Raw genomic sequence first — 20,914 nt, forward strand, 5'->3', positions numbered from 1 at the left:
AGTCCTGATCTGACAATGAAGTGACTCCTGCGAGGCCGTCTTTAAAAAAGCTCGCTTCCGTCTTCCAGTGCAACCAGATCTTGTGGGTCCAGGGTGGGCAGTGCAGGGATGATGTCCATCGAGTTGAAGAGATTGCCGAAGTTATAACGCCACTGGAGCGCGAAACTCATGCCAATCTTTCCATCAAGGTCACTGCGCAGGAAACGTTGCCATTCATTATCATTGGGAAGGCGGGCGAAGTCTTTGTGGTTGTCGATAACCCAGTCACTGCACGCATTGATGATTGCCGAAGCCTTATAGTTAGAGAGCCGGATTTCCAGCACCTTTTCCAACTCGCTTCTATCAAGCGGCTCAATGCCTTTGCGCAGATCAATTGCCTGCTTTTTATCAAAATCTTTTTCGATACCGTCCAGCAAACCAAGAAGAATATCATCCGTTTCGAATAGCGAGTAAACCAGCCTGAGCAGTGCTTTGGCGCGCCAGTCCTGCTGGTTAACGTGGCAGAGGAATTGAAGCATCTTTTTGCAGGCGGCTTCGTTTCTGTGAAACAGTTCGTCCTTGTTTCGTTTGGCAATCGCGCAGAGGTTTCTGTCCGCGATTTCACTACCACGAAGATAGGCTGCGTTGATGATCTGGATACGAACGGGCGGTGGGTTTCGTTTAGCGGTCTGGTAGTCGGTAAGCAGGATTATTGCATCACTTTCATTACCGAGTACTCGCTCATAGGCAGAGAAGAACGGTTCACTTGTGCAAAAGTTTTCGGACGGAGATTTGACCCCGAGATTCAAGAGAGGAATATCGACGCCTTTTGCCGGGTTGACTACCAGGGCAGGAATGTCAAAGGCGTTCAATGTGTGTTTTTCAAGCACACCGATCAACGTCATTTCAATAACACTGCCGATCGTCTTGCCATCAAGATTGGGCATTGATTGCCCTGTCAACAGCAGCTCATACCAATGAGGTAGCTTACCCCCTCGCCCGATGCGTTGGAGAGTTCCTTGAATATTGGCAACATTTTCCCCGCGCAGGTAGCTGTTCAGCTGATAAACAATACTCTGTAAGTTGTTTTTTATGTGGTCGCGCAGATGTGAGTTATGAATCATATTAAGTCCATTTGCCTTTCAATCGTGGTGTTAGCCGCTGTATTCAGAGCGCTTTGAAAAGAAGTACCCTCGTGGTTGATGACTTTGCGCAAGGCCCACTCGACAAGCACTGGCGGTACGGCGTTGCCATAAAGGGTGTACTGGTCGTAGACCGAGGCTGTATTGCAATGCTGGTCAGGAAACCCCTGAATCCGTGCATATTCGACGTTTGTCAGCCTTCGATATTCGTTGCCTACCTTATAGCGCTCATAATGACGGCTGGCGGTGCAGGTCAGTGTGGGGGCGACGCCATTGATCCCGAAAATGGAGTAGCCCATGCGGGCACCGCCTTTCTGGTTATACAGGATTTCCACGCCGCTATAGTATCTGTTGACCTCGTCGCTATTCTTTATTCTTTCAAGCGTATCTTCTGTGAAAAAGAACCTGGCGTCAGGCCGGGTTTCCAGAATGTCATAAAGCTTTACGTCTTTCTGTTTTTCCGAAAAGCGATTGAGTTTTGCATGAAAGAATTTTCCGTGTAGCGCGAGCCCCCACGTGTTGAACTTTGCTCCGTGGTCTTCAATGTTTTTCCAGCTTGAAAAGTCAGCGGCTTGTCTGATCTGTGCGGGTGTCAGCTCGGAGATATCTTCCTGATTGCACAGGTGAGAGTTTGGCGTTTGGTCTTTTCTGCCGATGATAACAATACGTTCACGGTTTTGGGCAAGACCAAAATCAATGGCATTGAGCACGCGCCACTCAACGAGATAACCCACTTTTGAAAGTGCATCCAGAATGGTTGCGAAGTGCTTTCCGTTATCCATGGATAACAGCCGTTTTACATTCTCAAGTACAAAGTATCGTGGGCTTTTTTTCTTGAGAATATCAACGATTTTTTCAAACAGTGTGCCGCGCATGTCTTCGATGCCCAGTTTTTTCCCGGCGCTGGAAAAAGGCTGGCATGGAAAGCCCCCGGTCAATATATCGTGATCGGGTATGGTATCCAGCAAGAGGTTTATATCACCCTCATGAAAACTCTCAGATCCGAAGTTGGCGCGATAAACGGCAGCTGCTTTGGTATTTATATCGTTGGCCCAGATGGTTTCGATACCTAGCGAGTCGCACGCTATTCTAAATCCGCCAATCCCTGAAAAGAGTTCAATTGCTTTCATTGATTATGTACATCGTGCAGAGCCTGAAATGGCGCAATTCTACACGAATGCCCCAAATAGGGAGAATCGCGGAGGTTTTGCATCCGCATCCCGGTAGGCTTTCTCATTTTTGCGAGGCAACAAAAAACCCGCCGAAGCGGGTTTTTCCAAGACCATTCCAACTCCCTGTCGGCTGCCTTCCCGGCGATGGTCGATCATCCCTGATCCTGGCGAACTCCTTGTTCGCCACTTGTTGGATCCAATAGTACGGGGGTTGTCAGAGGGTAAAAAGAGCCAAATGCCGCTACGGCGTGTAAGCCTTTGGCTATACATGAGATTGAGATTTAATCTCATATAGGCCTTCAAGGGGTAAAGGTCGTGGTGGCTTCACAATACCGCTGCGCTGTATTTTTGCTTTCTTCATTGCGATCCCGCGCCGAACGCTTGGTCCATTCCCGGCATTCTTCCTTGAAATGCACTTGGGCAGAGAGGCGGCACTCGCGCCTTTCCACTGAGCGATTGAGAAAATTCTCGCAAACGCTGTCGCCGTCGATACGGTTGTCATAGAGACGCCATTGCGCACGATAGCGGCCATTGCCGTCCCACTCTCGAATCGACACGGTGGCGACTGTATGAGGTTTTTGCTGGCGTGCGGGGGCTTTGCGCGAGGCGTCTGACTTGAAGTCAGCCATGTAGCTGGCAGACACCATGCCTGTGGCGGGAGCAGTCTGAGCAGGGCGCGAAGCCTGGCCGAAGCGGCAGTTCAGAACACTTTCATCAATGACATTGCCGTCCTTGATGCAGTTATCCAACGGCTGCGCAACGGGGGCCGAGCCCTGTGCGACAGGCGTCGGAACGATGTAGGGCTCCACTCGCAAGGCCGGGCGTGCAAGCTCGCTGACGACCTGGACAGGAGCCTCATCGACGGGCTCTGGCGCAGTTGCAGGTTCTGGCTGTTCGAGAGCGATCAGCGGTACAGGCTTGGGCGAGTAAGCACGCGAATACAGCCCCACTGCCAGCACAGCGAAAATGCTCAGGCAGAGCAGGGCCAATACATAACGACGTGATGATTTGCGGGGGCGAACGATTCGCTGTTTGCCCGGATGCGAGCCGAGCACCACATCGACCTGGCCGGGGACAAGGCGCTGAATGCGAATGATCCCGTCGTCATCCTGTGGCTTGGTGGAATCCATCCCTGCTCCTTGAGTGCTGGTCGGTAGGCAACGCGCAGTTTTTCTAGACGGCGTTTCGGCAGAGGGCTGGATTTCTAAAGTGCTTTTTTCTGTTTTTTATTGCCTGAACGAAAACTGGCCGCTTTTCAGGGCGGCCAGTCAGGTATTGCGCAGATTGATCAGCGATGACGCCAGTCACGACCGTGTTTACGATGACCGTAGTGCTTGCGGTGGCCATGGCCGCCGCGGTAGTCGCGACGATCATCGCGACCGTTACGGTAACGACGGTCGTCTTCGCGGCTCTCGTTACCCATGTAGTTACCGAGTGCGCCGCCTGCACCGCCGCCAGCGGCTGCGCCGATGAGGCTGCCAGTGTTGCCGCCTACGCTACGGCCGATCACGTTACCGCCCGCCGCGCCCAGACCGCCACCAATGGCTGCTTCTGTACGGTTGCGACGATCCGCACCAACCGCACCGCCGGCTGCGCCGCCCAGGCCTGCGCCAATCGCTGAACCTGTGCTGCCGCCGATCTGTTGGCCGACGACCGAACCGAGTACCCCACCTAATGCACCGCCTACGCCTGCTTCCACAGTTCCGCCTGCTGAGGCGAAGCCGCTTGCGAGAGTAAGAGACAACAACAGAATCGAGGAATACTTCATGTATGGAATCTCATAGGGATGACGAGGCGATCCTGATGTGGCGCAGGAAATGTCGCAATGAGAATCCGACGAGTAACACGACTGCAACACAAATAGCTAACTTATTGTTTTACATATGGAACTTAAGTTATTTAATGCAGTCTGAGTTCACTTGATGCAGGCCCGATTCTTACGAATTCGGGCCTTTTTCATGGCCACAAATCTGTGGCAGGTTGCTGGCGAAGCGGTCAACGCAGAATCAGATAATCCGCGCCGACTCGCTCGAGCGCTCCAGACGAATCGCCACGAACTTCGACGTTGGCGTATGGCTGCCTTCTCCGACGCTTTCCAGTGGCACCAGCGGGTTGACCTCTGGATAGTAGGCTGCCGCCTGCCCCGCAGGAATATCAAATGGCAGCAGAGTGAAGCCCTTGACGCGACGCTCGTGGTTATCGCTCCAGATCGAGACAAGGTCCGCTTTCTGACCCGGCTGGAAGCCCAGACGGATAATGTCGGCTTCATTGACGAACAGCACGTCACGTTGTCCTTTCACGCCGCGATAGCGGTCATCCAGGCCATAAATGGTGGTGTTGTACTGATCGTGGGAGCGCATGGACTGCATGATCAGGTCCGGGGTCTGGCCCGTGGAGCTGATGCCTTCATGAATCAGCTTGAGCGGCAATGCATTGGGCTTGAAGTTGGCGCGTGTCGACGCCGTGTTCCAGCGTCGGGCACCTGCGGCATTGCCCAGATAGAAACCGCCAGGATTCTTCACGCGCTCGTTGAAGTCCTTGAAGCCGGGGATGGTGTCGGCAATCAGGTCGCGAATGCGGCTGTAGTCTTCGATCAGCCATAGCCAGTCCACGGGCTGCTTGCCTACGGTCGCGTTGGCGATACCGGCGATGATTGCAGGCTCCGAGCGCATCAGCGACGAGGATGGCTGCAACTGCCCGTTGGAGGCATGGACCATGCTGAACGAGTCTTCCACGGTGACCGCTTGCGGACCGTTGGCCTGAATGTCGATGTCGGTACGACCGAAGCACGGCAGGATCAGCGCTTCCTTGCCATGGAACAGGTGGCTGCGATTGAGCTTGGTGCTGATCTGTACGGTCAGGTCGCAGTTGCTCAGTGCCGCCGCAGTGCGCGGGCTGTCCGGCGTCGCCTGAGCGAAGTTGCCGCCCAGCGCGATGAACACTTTGGAGCGGCCATCGGCCATGGCATGAATGGCTTCGACCACGTTATGGCCGTTTTCGCGAGGGACCTTGAACTGGAAGCGTTTTTCCAGCGCGTCGAGCAGGAACACCGGTGGGCGTTCGTTGATGCCCATGGTCCGGTCGCCCTGAACGTTACTGTGGCCGCGTACCGGGCACAGGCCTGCGCCCGGTTTGCCGATATTGCCGCGCAGCATCATCAGGTTGGCAATTTCCTGAATGGTCGCTACCGAGTGGCGATGCTGGGTGATGCCCATGGCCCAGCACATGATGACGTTCTGGCCTTTGGCATACATCCGGGCCGACTGTTCGATATCGCTCAGCGGCAGGGCGGATTGCTCAAGGATTTCTTCCCATGAGGTTTCGTCGATGGCCGCCAGGTAGTCCAGAACACCTTGGGTGTGTTCGTTGAGGAAAGCGTGATCGAAAACGGCTGGCGCATTGTTGAGCTGGGCCTCGCGCTCCCATTGCAGCAGGAACTTGGCCATGCCGCGCAGCAGCGCCATATCGCCGCCCAATGCTGGACGGAAATACGCTGTGTTGGTCGGGCGATCACCGTTGGTGAGCATTTCCATCGCGTGCTGTGGATGCTGGAAGCGCTCAAGACCACGCTCCTTGAGCGGGTTGACGCAGACCACCTGAGCACCGCGTTTCACCGCATCGCGCAGCGGATCAAGCATGCGCGGGTGGTTGGTACCCGGATTCTGGCCCAGTACGAAAATCGCGTCGGCGTGTTCAAAGTCATCGAACGTCACCGTGCCTTTACCCACGCCCACGCTTTGCGACAGAGCCACACCGCTGGCTTCGTGGCACATGTTCGAGCAGTCAGGGAAGTTGTTGGTGCCGTAGGCGCGCACGAACAGCTGATACAGATAAGCCGCTTCGTTGCTGGCACGACCCGAGGTGTAGAACTCTGCCATGTTCGGGCTTGGCAGGTTGTTCAGGTGTTTGGCGATCAGCGCGAAGGCATCGTCCCAACTGATGGGTTTGTAACGGTCGCTTTCTTTGTCATAAACCATCGGCTCTGTCAGGCGGCCCTGATATTCCAGCCAATAATCGCTTTGCTCCAGCAGCGAGCTGACGCTGTAGCGAGCGAAGAACGAAGCGTCCACGCGGCGCTTGGTGGCTTCCCAGTTGACCGCCTTGGCGCCGTTCTCGCAGAACTTCACCATGCCGCTTTCCGGCGAGTCGCCCCATGCGCAGCCAGGGCAGTCGAAGCCGCCGTTCTGGTTGGTCTTGAGCATCATGCGCAGGTTTTTCAGCGCGTTGTCACTGCCCAACCAGGCCTGTGTCACGCTGATCAGTGCGCCCCAGCCACCCGCCGGGCCTTTGTAAGGCTTGTAGCGAGGCGTCGGTGTTTTGTCGGCTTGGTGATGAGTGCTCACGCTTGAATCTCCATCGCAGGGCTATAGACCCGCGGCGCACTGTGCTGCGGCAGGTGAATTAGATTGAGGTTATGACGGCGTGCCCATTGCAGGGCCAGGCCAGTGGGCGATGACAGGCTGACCAGCGTCTGGATACCGGCACGCAAGACCTTCTGGATCAACTCCAGACTGCAGCGGCTGGTGACGATGGCGATACCGCCTGTCAGGCCAATGTTCTGGCGGACAAGCGCGCCGATCAGCTTGTCCAGGGCGTTGTGGCGCCCGATATCTTCACGTCCCAGCAACAATTGGCCGTTGCTGTCCATGAACAATGCGGCATGCACGGCACCGCAATGTTGGCCCAGTGGCTGGAATTCGCCGATGCGCTGACGCAGGCCTTGCAGCCATTCGGCTGGAGGCAGCGGCGCGCCGGGCAATACATTCAGTTCCGGCAGGGCCTGTTCGACCGCTTCAACGCCGCACAGCCCGCAACCGCTGGTACCGGCCAGTTGCCGACGTTGCTGCTTGAGGTTCCAGAAGGCACGGCTGGCGATCTCGACCTCGGCCTGCATGGCTGACCCGCAACCGCTGAGCTTGAAGTCGTAGATTTCATCCGTTGAGGCAATGATGCCGCTGCCCAGGCTGAAACCGACAATGAAGTCTTCCAGATCCGTCGGGCTGACCAGCATCACTGCCTGGCTGATGCCGTTATAGGCAATGGCAAGCGCCACTTCTTCGGCAAGTGCTGTCTGTGCCGATTCATCGCCCTCGAGGTTCGAGTAGCTGTAGAACTGGCTTGCTTGAGGCGCGTGCGCCTGAAGAGCGGGCGCCGCGCTGGCCGTGCGCTTGGCGTGCATGAGCTGGATTACCGGCAATTTGATAGCCCTTAGCCTAGGCCTCTTGTCGGGTATCGTCTAATCGCTAGTTCCAATGCTCTGATAGATGACGTCGATCAATAATCTTTAATGATTTTCTGCTAGCAGCGTGAAGCAGGCCTCCGCCAGCGCCGAGCGCGGTGCGCTGCGGCGCATGATCAAGCCTATGGGGGCGAGTGTGCGTGCGTCTTCGATGGGGTGCAGGCCCAGGTGTTCGGTGAGCATGTCCAGACCGCCATCCAGCGGCATGATGGTGCAGCAGAAACCGCCATGTACGGCTTGCATCAACTGGTGAACGGCATCGGTTTGCAGCAAGGGTTGTGGATGCAGGCCGCGGCTGTGGAAGTTGTGATCGATGGACTGGCGAAAATGCATGCCGCTGGTCAGCGTGCCCAGCGGCAACCCGATCAGTTCACTCCAGCTCAGCGGTTGCTCGCCAAAACTGAAGTAGCGTCGGTCATACAGCAGGCCCATGCGGGTTTCGTCGAGAGTCAGGGTGTCGAAGCGTTCGTTATCCAGGCGCTCCAGATACGAGACGCCCAGATCGATGCGATTGCTCGCCAGTTGTTCCAGAACCTGCTCGGAGCTGAGCGATGACAGTTCAAAGCGCAGGTTGGGGTGGATCTGATGCAGCCGGTGCAGCAGCGAGAGCGGGTCGAAGCTCGAAAGGGGCACCACGCCCAGGCGCAGGGTCCCGACCAGATGCCCACGGCAGGCCGCTGCTTCGGCCTGCAGGCCGTCATAAGCCGAGAGGACTGTCCTGGCCCAGGCCAGTACTCGCTCACCGGGAGCTGTAAAACCTTCAAAGCGCTGCCCGCGCATGACCAGCGGCAACCCCAGTTCTTCTTCAAGATTGCGCAGACGCATGGACAGAGTGGGCTGGGTGATATTGCAGCGTGCTGCGGCCTGGCCGAAGTGACGGGTCTCGTCGAGCGCGATCAGGAATTTCAGTTGCTTGATGTCCATCTTCACTCCGATAGGCGAGGCAGGGAATCGATTCTACGCGCTCAACGATGACGATGGGATGGGCAACGTTGGTCGGAACTCCGCAAACCCACGGTTACGGGAGCTATGGTTAATCCTTGCGGGCGTGGCAACAACCGTGAAGGAGAATAGGCAATGAGTCTTTTCAGTTTCTTGAAAGATGCAGGTAAAAACATCCTCGATGCGCTGACACCGGGCAATGCCAATGCCGACGAAGTCCTGAAAAAGCATATTTCCGAGGTCGGATTGGGTAATCCCAATGTTCAGATCACACTGGACGGCAGCAAGGTCACCGTGACAGGAGAAGTATCCAGTCAGGAAGAAAAGGAAAAGATCTTGCTGGCGTTGGGCAATATCTCGCGTGTCGATACAGTGGACGATCAACTGACCCTCGCGGCCGGTGCTCCGGCGACGGCCGCGGCCCGATTCGTCACAGTGGAAAAGGGCGATACCTTGAGCGCCATCTCGAAGCGTGTATATGGCGACCCCAACCAGTATCAGAAAATATTCGAGGCCAACAAACCGATGCTCAAGGATGTGAACCATATCTATCCGGGGCAGCAGTTGAGGATTCCTGATTAGGTTTTCAAATGGAGTTTTCGGAGCGAATTCATTCGCGAAGAGGCCACTTCGCGAATGAATTCGCTCCTACAAACCCTTGATCAACTCCAGATAATTCCTCACCGCCTCGAACTCTTCGGTGTTCTTGGGGCCTTTCTGGCTATTGGGTTCGCTGACTGCCAGCAAATGCGCCACACCAAAGCGTCGGGCACTGCGCAGGATCGGCAGGGTATCGTCGATGAACAGGCTGCGCGCCGGGTCGAACGCGGTGTCGGCCTGCAAGGCGTCCCAGAACTGCTGGTTTTCCTTGGGGAAACCGTAGTCATGGGAACTGATGAGGCGCTCGAAGTAGGGCGCCAGTTCGATCCTCTCCAGCTTCAATGACAGCGAATCGCGATGGGCGTTGGTGATCATGATCACGCGCTTGCCGGCTTTCTGGAGCGCGGCCAGAAAGGTCTGTGCGTCGGGTCGCAAGGCGATCAGGTGTGCGGTTTCGAGTTTCAGGTCGCGCACCGACAGCTTCAACTCCTTGCTCCAGAAGTCCAGGCAGTACCAGTTGAGCGTCCCCGCATGGCTCTCGAACAGCGGCTGCATCTCCATCAAGGCCATGGCCAGACTGACTCCATGCAGCTCTGCATAGCGCTGGGGCAAGTGCTGCATCCAGAAGTGGTCGTCGTAATGCAGGTCGAGCAGAGTGCCGTCCATATCCAGCAGGACGGTATCGATAGTGCTCCAGGGCATTGAAAGCATTCTGGCCTCTTCAGGGAATTGATGGCGGATGTAAGCATATCCGACACAGACAATCGGAAAAGCCACGGTATAGTACCCTGTCACCGCAAAGGAGCCTGTCATGCGCCAGAAACCTACCGTACTCGCCCGCGAAATCGTCGCCAGTAGTCGCTTGTTCCGAGTTGAAGAGCTGCAATTGCGCTTTGCCAACGGGGTCGAGCGTACTTACGAGAGGCTGGTGGGCAGGGGCGCGGGATATGGCGCGGTAATGATTGTTGCCATGATCGATGCCGATCATGCGCTATTGATCGAAGAATATTGCGGCGGCACGGACGAGTATGAATTGTCCTTGCCCAAGGGGCTGATCGAGCCAGGCGAAGATGTGCTGGCGGCCGCCAATCGCGAACTCAAGGAAGAAGCAGGCTTCGGTGCCCGCCAACTGGAACACTTGACCGAGCTGTCCTTGTCGCCCGGTTACATGAACCAGAAGATTCAGGTGGTGCTCGCTACCGACCTGTACGAAGAGCGTCTTGAAGGTGATGAGCCTGAGCCGATTCGTGTAGACCAGGTCAACCTGCGGGAGTTGGCCAACCTGGCCCAGAACGCCCAGTTCACCGAGGGCCGCGCCCTGGCGGCTCTCTATCTGGCACGCGACCTGTTAACCCAACGTGGATTTTTTCTGCCATGACTGATGTGTTCGGCAACCTGCCGCATCCGCTCCTTGCTCCTGTGATCGGTCTTGTCCGGCTGGCGGGTGAGGCGATCCTGCCGTTCTGGCGCTCGGGCGTTGCCGTGACCGCCAAGGCCGATGACTCCCCCGTGACCGCTGCCGATCTGGCGGCTCATCAGGTATTGGTCGAGGGCTTGCAGGCACTCGATCCTTCGATTCATGTGTTGTCCGAAGAAGATGCCGATATCCCCCAGAGCGAGCGCGCTGGTTGGGAGCGCTGGTGGCTGGTTGACCCGCTGGACGGCACCAAGGAGTTCATCTCTGGCAGCGAAGAGTTCACGGTCAATGTCGCGCTGATCGAGCGCGGGCGTGTGGTGTTTGGTGTGGTTTCCATGCCCACCAACAACCGCTGTTATTTCGGCGGTGCCGGCCTGGGCGCCTGGCGCAGCGACAATGACAGCCACATTGCGCCCATCGCGGTGCGTAACGAGCCGGGTGCCGGCCAGGAATTCACCGTTGTCGCCAGTCGCCGCCACTCCAGCCCCGAGCAGGAGCGCCTGCTGGCAGGATTGTCCGCTGGCCTGGGCGAGTTGCAACTGACCAGCATCGGCAGCTCATTGAAGTTCTGTCTGGTGGCCGAGGGCGCAGCCGATTGCTACCCGCGTCTGGCTCCGACTTCTCAGTGGGATACTGCCGCAGCCCAAGGTGTACTTGAAGGCGCTGGCGGCGAAGTGCTGCAACTCGACGGCGAACCGTTCAGCTATCCGCCCCGCGAATCCTTGCTCAACCCGTTTTTCCTGGCCTTGCCTGCCAAGGCGACATGGCGCGAGAAACTGCTGGCACTCTGTAGGAGCGAATTCATTCGCGAATAAGCGGAGCGCCGCCCGATTCGCTCCCACAGAATGCCGGTTCACCGATGCAGTACAAACTGCCCGGTAAACCTCACGGCATCCGCTTCGCTGTCCTGAGCCGTGATGCGGGTCTGCAAGGTCAGGCGCGCTCGGCCTCGGCGTTGGTAGGTAGTGATGAACTTGTCCCACTGGGCATCATCCGGTGCATCGCACAAGGCAATGGCGTCGCCACGAACCGGTAGCGGATAACTGATCTGCCCGTCCTGAATCACGATATGCCCATCGTCGATCCCGACTTCTTGCAGCCTCAGATGCAGCCAGCCCCAACCCGCCAGTACCGCGCCGCAATAAAGGCTGCCGCCGAACAGCGTGCTTTTGTGGTTGATATTGGGTGCCAGCGGCAGGTGCAGGCGCAGTCTGCGATTTTGCCAGTCGATAACCCGCATGCCCATTTCACGAGTCAGCGGGATGTCGTGGTGCAGGACGTGTTCCAGCGCTTGTGCTGCCGAGTCATGTTCATTCGAGGTCATCGGAGGCTCCGTTGCTATCGCCAAAACTCAGGCCGTGCTTGCGCAGCTTGTCGTGCAAGGTCTTGCGTGGCAGCCCCAGCGCTTCGGCCAGACTACGGACCGAGCTGTGCGGGCGAGCCAGTTCGGCAGCAATGAGGGCGCGCTCGAAACTCTCCACCTGATCGCTCAAGCCGCCACTGACCGGTGCGGCTTCCGGCGTGGTGCTGCCTTCCAGCTCCAGTTCCAGCCCCAGGGCAAAGCGTTCGGCGGCGTTTTGCAGTTCGCGCACGTTACCCGGCCAGTTGTGGCGCAGCAAAAGAGCGCGCTGGCCCGGTGTGAGTTCATGCTTGGGAATGCCGTGGCGCATGCTGGCGGCATCGGCGTAATGCTCGAACAGCATCAGCGCGTCTTCGCCTCGCTCACGCAGCGGCGGGATGCGCAGCGAGGCGACATTCAGCCGGTAATACAAGTCCGCACGGAAACGCCCTTGATCGGCGGCCTGACGCAAGTCTTCCTTGGTGGCGGCGATCACGCGGATATCCAGCGGGATCTGCTGGTTGCTGCCCATGCGCTCGACCACGCGCTCCTGCAACAGACGCAGCAGTTTGACCTGCACATCCATGCTCATGCTTTCGATTTCGTCGAGGAACAGCGTGCCGCCGTTGGCGAACTCGAATTTGCCGATACGGCGCTTTTGCGCACCGGTGAAAGCGCCGGGCTCATGGCCGAACAACTCGCTTTCCACCACCGACTCGGCCAAGGCCCCGGCGTTGATCGCCACGAACGGGCCGTTGCGGCGGTTGGACAGGTCATGCAAGGCTCTGGCAACCACTTCCTTGCCTGCGCCGGTTTCACCGAGTATCAACACGTCGGCCCGTGTTGCGGCCAGGGCACCGATCTGTTCGCGCAGCCGCAACATCGGCGTGGACTGGCCGACCAGCCGGGTACTCAATTGCTGACGATCACTCAAGGCCAGCCGCAGGCTTCGGTTATCCAGTACCAGCCGGCGCAAGGCCAGGGCCCGGCGTACGCTATCGAGCAAGGCATCGCTGGCGAAAGGCTTTTCGAGAAAGTCATAGGCTCCGGCGCGCATGGCCTGAACGGCCAGCGGGACATCGCCATGGCCGGTAATCAGCAGCACCGGCAGTTCGGGGTCCTGGCTATGCAGGTGGCTCAGTAACTCTAGTCCATCCATGCCTGGCATGCGGATATCGCTGACGATGACGCCCGGCCAGTCGCGCCCGATGCGGTTGGCCAGCCCGCTGGCTTCGGCCAGAGGCAGGACTTTCAGGCCCGCCAGGTCGAGCGTCTGGCTCAATGCCTGGCGCAGGTGCGAGTCGTCGTCGATCAGCACCACTTGAATCTGGCTGTCGATGGCGGTATCCGAACTCATGCGGAGAGATCCTCTGGCGGTTGAAGGTTGGCCCCTGAAGAGCCGGCGCGCAGGCGCAAGGTGAGTAATGCGCCGCCTGTCGGGTGATTGGCGAACAGCAGCTCGCCGCCCAGAGCGCGCATCAGCGTATCGCAGATTGCCAGCCCGAGCCCAAGGCCCTGGGTGCGGGTCTTGGTGGTGAAAAACGGTTCGCGTGCCCGTGCCAGTGCTTCCTGGGTAAAGCCTGGTCCATTGTCGCGAATGTACAGGTTGACGCCCTCATCGGTGGCTTCGGCACTTATCCACAGCCGGCGGGGTGGACCTTTTTCGGTCAGGGCATCCAGCGCATTGGCCAGAAGGTTGCCCAGTACCTGGCGCAGACGGGTTTCGCCAGCCTGAACCCATAGCGTGGCGTCCGGCAGATCACGGATCAGTTCGACTTCCATGGCGCGTCGCCGCTTGGCCAGCAGCGCCAGAGCGTCGTCCAGCGCCGGTTGCAGCGCAACGCTTTCCGGCGCATGCCGATCCCGCCGGGCGAAGGCGCGCAAGTGGGCGATGATCGAAGCCATGCGCCCGGTCAGCTCGCTGATCAGCTTCAGGTTGCCGCGCGCGTCTTCGGTACGTTGGTGGTCGAGCAGCACTTCGGTGTTTTCGGCATAACTGCGGATTGCCGCCAGAGGCTGGTTGAGTTCGTGGCTGATACTGGCCGACATGGTACCCAGCGCCGAGAGCTTGCCCGCCTGGACCAGTTCATCCTGAGCACGCACCAGCTCTTGTTGAGCCTGCTCGCGCTCCAGTACTTCCTGCTTGAGCCGGCTGTTGAGGCCTTCCAGATCGCTGGTGCGCTCGATGACGCGCATTTCGAGTTCACGTCTGGCTTTTGCCTCAAAGGCGATGCGTTCCAGATAGTGACGGCGGCGCTGCATCATGAGGCCCAGCAGCGACATCAGCACCAGCAAGCCGGCACCACCAATCGCCACGACAGTACGAACCTGCCGGTCGACCAGAACACGCGGCGCAAGGATGCTCACGCTCCAGTCGGTTTCCGCAATCGAACGGGTCTGGGTCAGCCAGGAGCGTTCATCGAGCTTTAGCGGACGGGGATCACGTGTTGGATAAGGCTGTATGGCGACAATGGCCTCCTTTTCCTTTTCGCTCAATTCACGGGTCGAGCGGAATCGCCATTCAGGGTTGGAAGTCAGGATCACCACGCCGTTCTGGTCCGTGAGCAGCAATTGCTCGGGCGTCTTGCCCCACAGGGTTTCGGTGTGGTCCAGATCGACTTTGACTACGAGCACTCCGGTGACGACCCCGTTGTCACTGACGGGCGCGGCGAAAAAGTAGCCGCGCTTGACCGAGGTTGTACCCAGGCCGAAAAAGCGCCCCAGTTTTCCGGCCAGCGCATCGCTGAAGTAAGGGCGGAACGAGAAGTTGCGGCCCACGAAGCTGTCGTGCTGATCCGAATTGGAGGCTGCTATGGTCAGGCCGTGGCGGTCCATCAGGTACATGACGTCCGCGCCGGTCTGTCGAACGATATCCTTGAGCAACTGATTGGCGTGCTGCTGTGTTGCCTGATCGCGAGGCTGGGCCAGGACCTCATGCAGGGCCGGCAGGTCGGCGAGAATCTGTGGCAGGGTTTCGTAGCGATGCAGGGTGCCCAGCAGGCTGGCAACGTACAGATCAAGCGTCTGTCGATTCTGGCTGGCCAGTTCGCTTCGGTAGTAGCGTTCGGCAAGGTGCTCAAGGGGCCACAGCATCGGTGCCAGGCACAAGGCCAGAAGGGCGAGACTGCGCCAGCGAGGGCGTTGTGGAATAGCAGCTTTGGTAGTCATGTCTGGGCGATGGCCGAAGGGGTTGCGGGCCTGTCTTTCGCGAATGAATGGGCTTCTACCGTGCGTAGGAGCGAATTCATTCGCGAACCTCACGATCGCGTCAGAGCAGGCGTCTCAGTAAGCAGCATTATGCCTGCCGCTGAACCGACAGGCACTCATGCAAACAGATCTGCTTCCTTCAGGCTCTTGCCTTGCTGATCCTTGGCCGACAATTGCGGTGCTCCGGCAAGTTCCCAGTCGATTGCCAGGTCAGCGTCATCCCAGCGAATGCAGCGCTCGGCGGACGGGGTGTAATAGTCGGTGGTCTTGTACAGGAACTCCGCGTAGTCACTCAGCACCACGAAACCATGGGCAAAACCTTTGGGGACCCACAATTGGCGATTGTTTTCAGCCGACAGCCTGACGCCTACCCATTTGCCGAATGTCGGGGAGCTGCGACGAATATCCACGGCCATATCCAGGACTTCGCCTGCGGTGACGCGCACCAGTTTGTCCTGGCTGTGTTCGATCTGGTAATGCAGGCCACGCAGTACGCCTTTCTGCGAGCGTGAGTGGTTGTCCTGAACGAAGTCCGGCTTGAGGCCGGTCGCTTCGTAGAAGGCTTTAGCGTTGTAGCTTTCATAAAAGAAGCCGCGTTCATCGCCAAACACTTTGGGTTCGATGATCAAGACGTCTGGCAACTCTGTGGCAATCACTTTCACTTACGTTCCCCTGCAAGTTGGAACAGATACTGACCGTAACCGGTCTTGCCAAAGTAGTCGGCACGGTGCAGTAAATGTTTACGGTCTATCCAGTCATTCTGATAGGCGATTTCTTCAAGGCAAGCGACCTTCAGGCCTTGTCGATGCTCGATGGTCTGCACATACGCCGAGGCATCAAGCAGGCTGTCATGGGTGCCGGTATCGAGCCAGGCAAAGCCTCGTCCGAAACGTTCGACCCGCAGCTCGCCGCGCTGCAGATAAGCATTGTTCACATCGGTGATTTCCAGCTCGCCGCGTGGTGACGGCTTGACGTCTCTGGCGATCTGAACCACTTCGTTATCGTAGAAATACAAACCTGTGACCGCGTAGTTGGATTTTGGAGCCTTGGGTTTTTCCTCGATGGTCAGCGCACGGCCTTCATCGTCGAAGTCGATGACTCCGAAGCGCTCCGGGTCTTTGACCCAGTAGCCGAATACCGTTGCCCCCTTGGTACTGGCCGCGGCTTTTTGCAATTGTTCGCTGAAATGCTGACCGTGAAAGATATTGTCACCCAATATCAGACACACCGAGTCATTGCCGATGAACTCTTCCCCGATCAGAAACGCCTGGGCCAAACCATCGGGCCTGGGCTGCTCGGCGTAATGAAAGCTTACGCCGAACTGGCTGCCGTCGCCCAGCAGCTTGCGATACTGCGGCAAATCCAGGGGTGTCGAGATAATAAGGATTTCCCGGATTCCGGCCAGCATCAGCACCGAGATCGGGTAGTAGATCATAGGTTTGTCATAGACCGGCAACAGTTGCTTGGAGATACCCAGTGTGATGGGGTGCAGGCGTGAGCCAGAGCCCCCGGCCAGTACGATTCCCTTGGTCATGCGATCAGATCCTTATGGTCAGTGAAGCCCAGTCGTTCTCCTTGATAACTGCCATCCTGAACCCTGCGGCACCAGTCCAGGTTATCCAGATACCATTGCACGGTCTTGCGCAGCCCTGAGTCGAAGGTTTCGACAGGCGTCCAGCCCAGTTCGTTTTCGATCTTGCCGGCATCGATGGCGTAGCGTTGATCGTGGCCGGGACGGTCGACCACGTAAGTGATCAGGTCGCTGAAGTGCTCCACACCCGTGGGGCGAGCCGGGGCCAGTTCTTCCAGCAGGGCACAGATACCGCGTACCACATCGATATTCTTCTGCTCGTTATGCCCGCCGATATTGTAGGTCTCGCCGACCGCGCCCTCGGTCACCACCTTGAGCAGCGCTCGGGCGTGATCTTCGACGTACAGCCAGTCCCGCACTTGCAGACCGTCGCCGTACACCGGCAGTGGTTTGCCCGCCAGTGCGTTGAGAATCATCAGCGGGATCAGTTTTTCGGGGAAATGAAACGGCCCGTAATTGTTCGAGCAGTTGGTCACGACCACCGGCAGTCCGTAGGTGCGATGCCAGGCTCGAACCAGATGGTCCGAAGCCGCCTTGCTGGCGGAGTAGGGCGAGCTTGGCGCATAGGGCGTGGTTTCGGTGAACAGGTCATCGACGCCATGCAGGTCGCCATACACTTCATCGGTGGAGATGTGATGGAAGCGAAAGACCCGGCGCTCGGCCTCGGGCAATGTCAGCCAATAGCCGCGAGCAGCTTCCAGCAGACTGTAGGTGCCGACAATATTGGTCTGGATGAAATCGCCTGGGCCATCGATGGAGCGATCCACATGGGATTCGGCAGCCAGATGCATGATTGCGTGGGGCTCGAATCGTTCAAGCACGGCGCTTACCCTGGCCTGATCACAGATATCGGCCTGCACGAACTCATAGCGTGTGTTGGTCGCGATGCCTGCCAGTGATTCAAGATTGCCCGCATAGGTCAGCTTGTCGAAGTTCAGTACTTCGTGCTCTGTGTTCTGTACCAGATGTCGGATCAATGCAGAGCCGATAAAGCCTGCTCCACCGGTCACGAGTATTCGCATGATCGGGTCTTCTCTGTAGTAGGTCTTGATCGTTATGCAGCATAGCCTGTCGCATTACGACGCACGGCATGCCGACAGCATCGGGCAATATCAGGTGTAGACGTAATGAAATAAATTGATAGATCAGCGCCCCATCGCCATAAAACTGCCGCCCGGTCACTGAACAGAGGTTGGTGACGTGGATCAGGCACCCTATAGTTGCTCGATTGGAGTGCCTCGGCTGAGCTGGCCGGGGATCATAACAAGAACGAGGTTGTGACATGCCGCTCGCTACGCTTATCCGCCGATCCAGCCTGCCTTGCCCGCAGGTCGATGTTGACCAGGCCCTGCAACTGCTTGGGCAGCATTACGGGTTGAGCGGGTCACTGAAAGAGCTGGGCAGCCAGCAGGATCGCAACTTTCTGCTCGACGCCGGGCAGCGCCGCTACGTGCTGAAAATCTGCCACGGCGATTACTCCACTGTGGAACTGGACGCCCAGCATGCGGCGCTACAGCATCTGGCAAGCCATTCAGCGGTGCGCGTGCCGGGCGTGATTCGCGCCAACAGCACCGAACAATTGCTGTCTCTGGATGTCGATGGCCGGGCCGTTCATGTGCGTTTGCTGGAGTTTATCGATGGTCAGTCTCTGGGCCATGTTCAGCATCTGAGCCATGAAGTCGTTTCCGGGCTGGGTGAGCTGTGCGCCCAGGTCGATCAGGCCCTGGCGGCGTTCGAGCATCCCGGCCTTGAACGTATCCTGCAATGGGACCCCAGGCATGCCCATGCCTTGATCAAGCATCTGTTGCCGGTCATCTCGAATGCCAATGAGCGCACCTGCCTCATGGAAGCGGCCGAACAGGCGCACCAGCGATTGCGGCCACTGATCCCGGAACTGCCGGTCCAGGCTGTTCATCTGGATATCACCGAGCACAACGTCGTCTGGGCACGTGACGCAGAGCGGCGCTGGCAATTGCAGGGCCTGATTGATTTCGGTGATCTGGTTACAACCTGGCGGATTGCGGATCTGTCGGTCACGTGTGCTGCGCTGTTGCACCATGCCGAGGGTGATCCGTTCTACATCCTGCCTGCGATTCGCGCTTATCACGCCATCAACCCGCTGAAGGTTGCAGAGTTGCAGGCCTTGTGGCCACTGATCGTCGCCCGCTCTGCGGTGCTGGTACTCAGCAGTGAACAACAGGTCAGCGTCGAGCCGGACAACGCCTATATCCAGGCCAACCTCGAAGGTGAATGGGGTATTTTCGAGGCTGCCACTTCGGTGCCGATGAGCCTGATGGAAGTGGCGATCCTGCAGGCGGTCGGGGTCGAGCCGCCGACAGTCGAGCAGCCGGTCTATTTCCCCTTGCTGCCCAGCCTGGCTGGTCGTGAGTTCCAGAGTGTCGATCTGAGTGTGCTCAGCGAGCACTTTGTCGCCGGGAACTGGGAGCAAAGCGGCATCGACGAACGCTTGTTGATGGAAGCCGCTGCTCAGGCCGGGCAGGCCTCAAGCCGTTTTGGCGAATATCGCTTGTCACGAACCTTGCCCGATAGCGCCATAGAGCCTGACACCTTTGCTCTGCACGTTGAACTGCACATCCCGGCCGAGACGCCTCTGCATGCGCCTTTTAACGCGACCCTGCGTCTGACGGCCGATGCGGCGCTATGGCTGGTCGGCGATACGCTGAGCTTGAGGTTGTGGGGCGCAACGACAGACTTGAAGCCGGGCAGCCTCGTTGCGGCCGGAGATGTGATCGGGCAAGGCGGTGGCTCCCTGCTGCTGCAACTCTGCACCGATGCCGAACTGAGCCCGCCGCTGTTTACTACAGCGTCCCGTGCCGCTGCGTGGCGGGTGCTGAGCCCGTCACCCGCGACCTTGCTGGGGTTCGACTGTGATGCGCCTGTTGTCCAGGATGCCCCTCAACTGCTGGTCCGTCGCGATGCCAGTTTCGCCCGTTCCCAGAAGCATTATTACCAGGCCCCGCCGCAGATCGAACGGGGCTGGCGCAATCACTTGATCGACATGCAGGGCCGTTCCTACCTGGACATGCTCAATAACGTGGCAGTGCTGGGCCATGGTCACCCGCGCATGGCACACGAAGCCGCTCGCCAGTGGTCGTTGCTCAACACCAACTCCCGTTTTCATTACGCTTCCATCGTCGAGTTTTCGGAGCGCCTGCTCAAGCTGGCACCCGAAGGAATGGATCGTGTGTTCCTGGTCAACAGCGGCACCGAGGCCAATGATCTGGCGATTCGTCTGGCCTGGGCCTACAGCGGCGGGCGCGACATGCTCAGCGTGCTGGAGGCCTATCACGGCTGGTCGGTGGCCACCGATGCCATCTCCACCTCTATTGCCGACAACCCGCAGGCGCTCAGCACCCGTCCGGACTGGGTACATCCGGTGACGGCCCCCAATACCTACCGCGGTCCTTATCGTGGCAGCGACAGCACGCCGGACTATGTGCGCAGTGTCGATCAGACGCTGGCGAAACTGGCCGGGCAGCAGCGGCAGGTGGCAGGGTTCATCTGCGAGCCGGTGTACGGCAATGCCGGAGGGATTTCCTTGCCGCCGGGTTATCTGCAAGAGGTTTATCAGAAAATCCGTGAGCAGGGCGGCGTGTGCATTGCGGATGAAGTTCAGGTGGGTTACGGACGCCTGGGCCACTACTTCTGGGGTTTTGAAGAGCAGAACGTGGTGCCGGACATCATCACCATGGCCAAAGGCATGGGCAATGGGCACCCTCTGGGTGCCGTCATTACCCGCCGCGAAATTGCCGAAGCGCTGGAGGCTGAGGGGTATTTCTTCTCGTCATCCGGCGGCAGCCCGGTCAGTTGCCGTATCGGCATGGCGGTGCTGGATGTGATGGAGGAAGAAAACCTGTGGGAAAACGCCCGGCAGGTCGGCGACCACTTCAAGGCGCGCCTGCAAGCATTGGCCGATAAACATCCGTTGGTGGGCGCGGTGCATGGCATGGGGTTTTATCTGGGCGTCGAGTTTGTCCGGGATCGCCAGACTCTGGAGCCTGCCACCGAAGAAACCGCACAACTGTGTGACCGCCTGCGCGAACTGGGCATTTTCATGCAGCCGACCGGCGATTACCTGAACATTCTCAAGATCAAACCGCCGATGTGTACCACCCGGCAAAGTGTGGAATTTTTTGTCGAGAGTGTGTCCAAAGTGTTGAGCGAGCTGGAATAAATTCGATTGGTATCGGCTTAAATTGAGTTTTTATTTTGTTTTGAGCCGTTATCCACTTTAAAAGCCGATTTTTATCCGTTATAAAACGGCA

18 protein-coding genes are annotated in these 20,914 nt (G+C 58.1%); 4 read left to right on the forward strand and 14 right to left on the reverse strand.

The features are described from left to right. Positions 1-41: 41 nt before the first annotated feature. From Q6A51_RS21955 to Q6A51_RS21985, 7 genes are all read right to left on the reverse strand, one after another. Entirely contained in the window at positions 42-1,103 is a 1,062-nt protein-coding gene (locus Q6A51_RS21955; protein WP_201019017.1) for a hypothetical protein, read from the reverse strand. Continuing rightward, complete coding sequence (locus Q6A51_RS21960; RefSeq protein WP_201019016.1) at positions 1,100-2,251, reverse strand: DNA cytosine methyltransferase; 1,152 nt, start codon at positions 2,249-2,251, stop codon at positions 1,100-1,102. Before Q6A51_RS21960 ends, Q6A51_RS21955 begins: the two co-directional genes overlap by 4 nt. 341 nt (positions 2,252-2,592) lie before the next feature. Continuing rightward, positions 2,593-3,423, reverse strand: a complete 831-nt coding sequence (locus Q6A51_RS21965) for a hypothetical protein (protein ID WP_201004216.1) — start codon at positions 3,421-3,423, stop codon at positions 2,593-2,595. Between the two features lie 158 nt (positions 3,424-3,581). After that, positions 3,582-4,061 carry a YMGG-like glycine zipper-containing protein gene (locus Q6A51_RS21970; RefSeq protein ID WP_201004214.1) on the reverse strand — a complete coding sequence of 160 codons (480 nt, stop codon included), beginning with the start codon at positions 4,059-4,061 and terminating at the stop codon, positions 3,582-3,584. 238 nt (positions 4,062-4,299) lie between these two features. Continuing rightward, on the reverse strand, positions 4,300-6,636 hold the full coding sequence (locus Q6A51_RS21975) for an FdhF/YdeP family oxidoreductase (RefSeq protein ID WP_304575726.1): 2,337 nt from the start codon (positions 6,634-6,636) through the stop codon (positions 4,300-4,302). Next, the gene (gene fdhD / locus Q6A51_RS21980; protein WP_122321596.1) at positions 6,633-7,472 is read right to left on the reverse strand and encodes a formate dehydrogenase accessory sulfurtransferase FdhD; all 840 of its coding nucleotides are present in this window, start codon (positions 7,470-7,472) and stop codon (positions 6,633-6,635) included. The genes Q6A51_RS21975 and fdhD overlap by 4 nt, the downstream gene beginning before the upstream one ends. A 105-nt stretch (positions 7,473-7,577) precedes the next feature. Then, positions 7,578-8,456 (reverse strand): LysR family transcriptional regulator, encoded by an 879-nt coding sequence (locus Q6A51_RS21985; protein ID WP_122321598.1) that lies wholly within the window; start codon positions 8,454-8,456, stop codon positions 7,578-7,580. 153 nt (positions 8,457-8,609) lie between these two features. Here Q6A51_RS21985 and lysM point away from each other — a divergent pair, with 153 nt between their 5' ends. Beyond that, positions 8,610-9,056: a peptidoglycan-binding protein LysM gene (gene lysM, locus Q6A51_RS21990; RefSeq protein ID WP_201004206.1), complete on the forward strand. Its 447-nt coding sequence runs from the start codon at positions 8,610-8,612 to the stop codon at positions 9,054-9,056. 66 nt (positions 9,057-9,122) lie between these two features. Here the strand turns inward: lysM and yrfG are convergent, their stop codons facing one another. Next, the gene (gene yrfG / locus Q6A51_RS21995) at positions 9,123-9,785 is read right to left on the reverse strand and encodes a GMP/IMP nucleotidase (protein ID WP_304575727.1); all 663 of its coding nucleotides are present in this window, start codon (positions 9,783-9,785) and stop codon (positions 9,123-9,125) included. 100 nt (positions 9,786-9,885) lie between these two features. On the opposite strand from yrfG, the gene nudE reads away from it, so the two are divergent. Together nudE and cysQ are read left to right on the forward strand one after the other, a co-directional pair. Further along, positions 9,886-10,452 carry an ADP compounds hydrolase NudE gene (gene nudE / locus Q6A51_RS22000; RefSeq protein ID WP_198729196.1) on the forward strand — a complete coding sequence of 189 codons (567 nt, stop codon included), beginning with the start codon at positions 9,886-9,888 and terminating at the stop codon, positions 10,450-10,452. Then, a complete protein-coding gene (gene cysQ / locus Q6A51_RS22005; RefSeq protein WP_201019014.1) occupies positions 10,449-11,306 on the forward strand; it encodes a 3'(2'),5'-bisphosphate nucleotidase CysQ in 858 nt (285 codons plus the stop codon). The genes nudE and cysQ overlap by 4 nt, the downstream gene beginning before the upstream one ends. 38 nt (positions 11,307-11,344) lie before the next feature. Here cysQ and Q6A51_RS22010 read toward each other — a convergent pair whose 3' ends face one another. The 6 genes from Q6A51_RS22010 to rfbB form a co-directional block, all read right to left on the reverse strand. Continuing rightward, positions 11,345-11,815 carry a YiiD C-terminal domain-containing protein gene (locus Q6A51_RS22010; RefSeq protein WP_304575728.1) on the reverse strand — a complete coding sequence of 157 codons (471 nt, stop codon included), beginning with the start codon at positions 11,813-11,815 and terminating at the stop codon, positions 11,345-11,347. Then, entirely contained in the window at positions 11,802-13,187 is a 1,386-nt protein-coding gene (locus tag Q6A51_RS22015; protein WP_201004198.1) for a sigma-54-dependent transcriptional regulator, read from the reverse strand. Before Q6A51_RS22015 ends, Q6A51_RS22010 begins: the two co-directional genes overlap by 14 nt. Further along, positions 13,184-14,998: a sensor histidine kinase gene (locus tag Q6A51_RS22020; protein ID WP_304575729.1), complete on the reverse strand. Its 1,815-nt coding sequence runs from the start codon at positions 14,996-14,998 to the stop codon at positions 13,184-13,186. The genes Q6A51_RS22015 and Q6A51_RS22020 overlap by 4 nt, the downstream gene beginning before the upstream one ends. Before the next feature lie 155 nt (positions 14,999-15,153). Then, positions 15,154-15,699, reverse strand: a complete 546-nt coding sequence (rfbC, locus tag Q6A51_RS22025; RefSeq protein WP_201004194.1) for a dTDP-4-dehydrorhamnose 3,5-epimerase — start codon at positions 15,697-15,699, stop codon at positions 15,154-15,156. Continuing rightward, positions 15,696-16,571, reverse strand: coding sequence for a glucose-1-phosphate thymidylyltransferase RfbA (gene rfbA / locus Q6A51_RS22030; RefSeq protein WP_201004192.1), 876 nt, complete (start codon positions 16,569-16,571; stop codon positions 15,696-15,698). The genes rfbC and rfbA overlap by 4 nt, the downstream gene beginning before the upstream one ends. Next, positions 16,568-17,650 carry a dTDP-glucose 4,6-dehydratase gene (rfbB, locus tag Q6A51_RS22035; RefSeq protein ID WP_304575730.1) on the reverse strand — a complete coding sequence of 361 codons (1,083 nt, stop codon included), beginning with the start codon at positions 17,648-17,650 and terminating at the stop codon, positions 16,568-16,570. Before rfbB ends, rfbA begins: the two co-directional genes overlap by 4 nt. Before the next feature lie 260 nt (positions 17,651-17,910). Between rfbB and Q6A51_RS22040 the strand changes: the two genes are divergently transcribed. After that, the gene (locus tag Q6A51_RS22040) at positions 17,911-20,823 is read left to right on the forward strand and encodes an aminotransferase (RefSeq protein ID WP_304575731.1); all 2,913 of its coding nucleotides are present in this window, start codon (positions 17,911-17,913) and stop codon (positions 20,821-20,823) included. Positions 20,824-20,914 lie beyond the last annotated feature (91 nt).

Source organism: Pseudomonas serbiensis (genome assembly GCF_030580745.1).
GTDB lineage: Bacteria > Pseudomonadota > Gammaproteobacteria > Pseudomonadales > Pseudomonadaceae > Aquipseudomonas > Aquipseudomonas serbiensis.

Bases quoted from the DNA above. Each gene is read 5' to 3' on its own strand.
- lysM (WP_201004206.1), top strand. From the start codon at position 8,610: ATGAGTCTTTTCAGTTTCTTGAAAGATGCAGGTAAAAACATCCTCGAT.
- Q6A51_RS21955 (WP_201019017.1), bottom strand. From the start codon at position 1,103: ATGATTCATAACTCACATCTGCGCGACCACATAAAAAACAACTTACAG.
- Q6A51_RS21970 (WP_201004214.1), bottom strand. From the start codon at position 4,061: ATGAAGTATTCCTCGATTCTGTTGTTGTCTCTTACTCTCGCAAGCGGC.
- nudE (WP_198729196.1), top strand. From the start codon at position 9,886: ATGCGCCAGAAACCTACCGTACTCGCCCGCGAAATCGTCGCCAGTAGT.
- Q6A51_RS21965 (WP_201004216.1), bottom strand. From the start codon at position 3,423: ATGGATTCCACCAAGCCACAGGATGACGACGGGATCATTCGCATTCAG.
- yrfG (WP_304575727.1), bottom strand. From the start codon at position 9,785: ATGCTTTCAATGCCCTGGAGCACTATCGATACCGTCCTGCTGGATATG.
- Q6A51_RS21985 (WP_122321598.1), bottom strand. From the start codon at position 8,456: ATGGACATCAAGCAACTGAAATTCCTGATCGCGCTCGACGAGACCCGT.
- rfbB (WP_304575730.1), bottom strand. From the start codon at position 17,650: ATGCGAATACTCGTGACCGGTGGAGCAGGCTTTATCGGCTCTGCATTG.
- Q6A51_RS21960 (WP_201019016.1), bottom strand. From the start codon at position 2,251: ATGAAAGCAATTGAACTCTTTTCAGGGATTGGCGGATTTAGAATAGCG.
- cysQ (WP_201019014.1), top strand. From the start codon at position 10,449: ATGACTGATGTGTTCGGCAACCTGCCGCATCCGCTCCTTGCTCCTGTG.
- Q6A51_RS22015 (WP_201004198.1), bottom strand. From the start codon at position 13,187: ATGAGTTCGGATACCGCCATCGACAGCCAGATTCAAGTGGTGCTGATC.
- rfbA (WP_201004192.1), bottom strand. From the start codon at position 16,571: ATGACCAAGGGAATCGTACTGGCCGGGGGCTCTGGCTCACGCCTGCAC.
- Q6A51_RS22010 (WP_304575728.1), bottom strand. From the start codon at position 11,815: ATGACCTCGAATGAACATGACTCGGCAGCACAAGCGCTGGAACACGTC.
- Q6A51_RS22020 (WP_304575729.1), bottom strand. From the start codon at position 14,998: ATGACTACCAAAGCTGCTATTCCACAACGCCCTCGCTGGCGCAGTCTC.
- Q6A51_RS22040 (WP_304575731.1), top strand. From the start codon at position 17,911: ATGCCGCTCGCTACGCTTATCCGCCGATCCAGCCTGCCTTGCCCGCAG.
- fdhD (WP_122321596.1), bottom strand. From the start codon at position 7,472: ATGCACGCCAAGCGCACGGCCAGCGCGGCGCCCGCTCTTCAGGCGCAC.